Raw genomic sequence first — 1,411 nt, 5'->3', positions numbered from 1 at the left:
CTGTACGGCGGATACGATATAAGGTTTACCATATCTGGTGACACTCTTACCATATGCGAAGTGGCTGAGCCCGGACCACAATGATACAAAAAGGCATTTTACCGGCATAAAGCTGAAAAATTATGATATTTTCTCATTATCATGGCTGTGACGTTCCTCTCCTCAAAGCTGATATTTCCCAGTAGTTTCACCGGCATGACCCCCATCAAGGAATTGGTCACAAAGCATTCCTGATACGATGACAGTTCATCAGGGAATATCACCGTCTGCGTGACCGCCTCTGATTCACAGATATACTCCCTTACTGTTCCAGGCAGAAGACCTGAGTCTATCGCAGGTGTGTATATCCTACCATCTCTCACCAAAAATATATTACTCACCGTACCCTCGCATATCTGTCCCTTTGTATTCAGGAAGATCCGTTCATCCATTCCAGCTTTGCCAGACCGCCTTTTTTCAAGAATGCAGTCTCCGTAATTCATGGTTTTATGATATACGAACGGCGATGTCTCATTTCTTCTAACATTACTTATGTCCATTGCAAACCCCCGTTCGTATATATCTGGGGTGTAAGGATTATCTCTCATTGAAAAAAACACATTTTCCTGAGTCAACATGATCTTTAACGCACATCGCCTCATATGACCTGATCGATCTCTGTAATCATGCTCACTCATCCACTTTCTCAGATATTCCAGCACAGTTATCCTGTCTATGCCCCGTTCTGCTGGCATGCCAAGATCCAGGAATCTTGCAGCATCTTCCAGACGTCTCAGATGCCTGTCAAGAAATATCGGCCTGCCGTCAACCACACTTATAGTTTCAAATGCTCCAAGACCAAATTGAAAGCAATCATCCATTTTTACATTCATTTTACATTTCTCCCATTTCCATCATTTTCAAATGCTACTGCAATGCACTGAGTATTGCTTTTGCCTTATCCCGTGTCTCTTCATACTCTGCACCAGGATCTGAATCGGCAGTAATACCGCCTCCAACGCCAAGATAATACCTGCCATTTCTGTACAATACAGTTCTTATCACTATATTAAAATCGCATTTTCCATCCAATGTAATATAACCAATAGAGCCGGTGTAAATATTTCTCTTCCCGCATTCAAGTTCATCTGTAATCTCCATAGCCCTGCGTTTCGGCGCCCCCGTAACAGAACCACCCGGAAATGCCGCAGTAAGAAGAGACATCACATCTTCCCCATCCTGCAGCATACCTTCAACATTTGCCACCTGATGGAAAACAGTCGCATACTCTTCTATCGAAAACAGTTCAGTCACTTTTACGCTTCCCGGTCTGCACACATGGTTCAGGTCATTCCTCTCAAGATCTACAATCATCAGGAGTTCACTCTTTTCCTTCTGTGATTTCTCAAGCTCCCTCCTGAGTGCCTCATCC

At 43.7% G+C, this 1,411-nt stretch carries 2 protein-coding genes; both read right to left on the bottom strand.

Going from position 1 to position 1,411, the window contains the following annotated elements:
* Positions 1-98: 98 nt before the first annotated feature.
* Positions 99-872: an aminotransferase class IV gene (locus tag AB5150_RS07180; protein WP_161172026.1), complete on the bottom strand. Its 774-nt coding sequence runs from the start codon at positions 870-872 to the stop codon at positions 99-101.
* 34 nt (positions 873-906) lie between these two features.
* On the bottom strand, positions 907-1,411 hold a 505-nt coding region (locus tag AB5150_RS07175; protein WP_368291577.1), incomplete at its 5' end, for a chorismate-binding protein.

The organism is Coprococcus sp. RTP21281st1_F1_RTP21281_210402, assembly GCF_040915325.1.
Classification (GTDB): Bacteria; Bacillota; Clostridia; order Lachnospirales; family Lachnospiraceae; genus Coprococcus; species Coprococcus aceti.
Note: the sequence above shows the minus strand (reverse complement) of the source record. Positions and strands in the feature narration are given on the sequence as shown.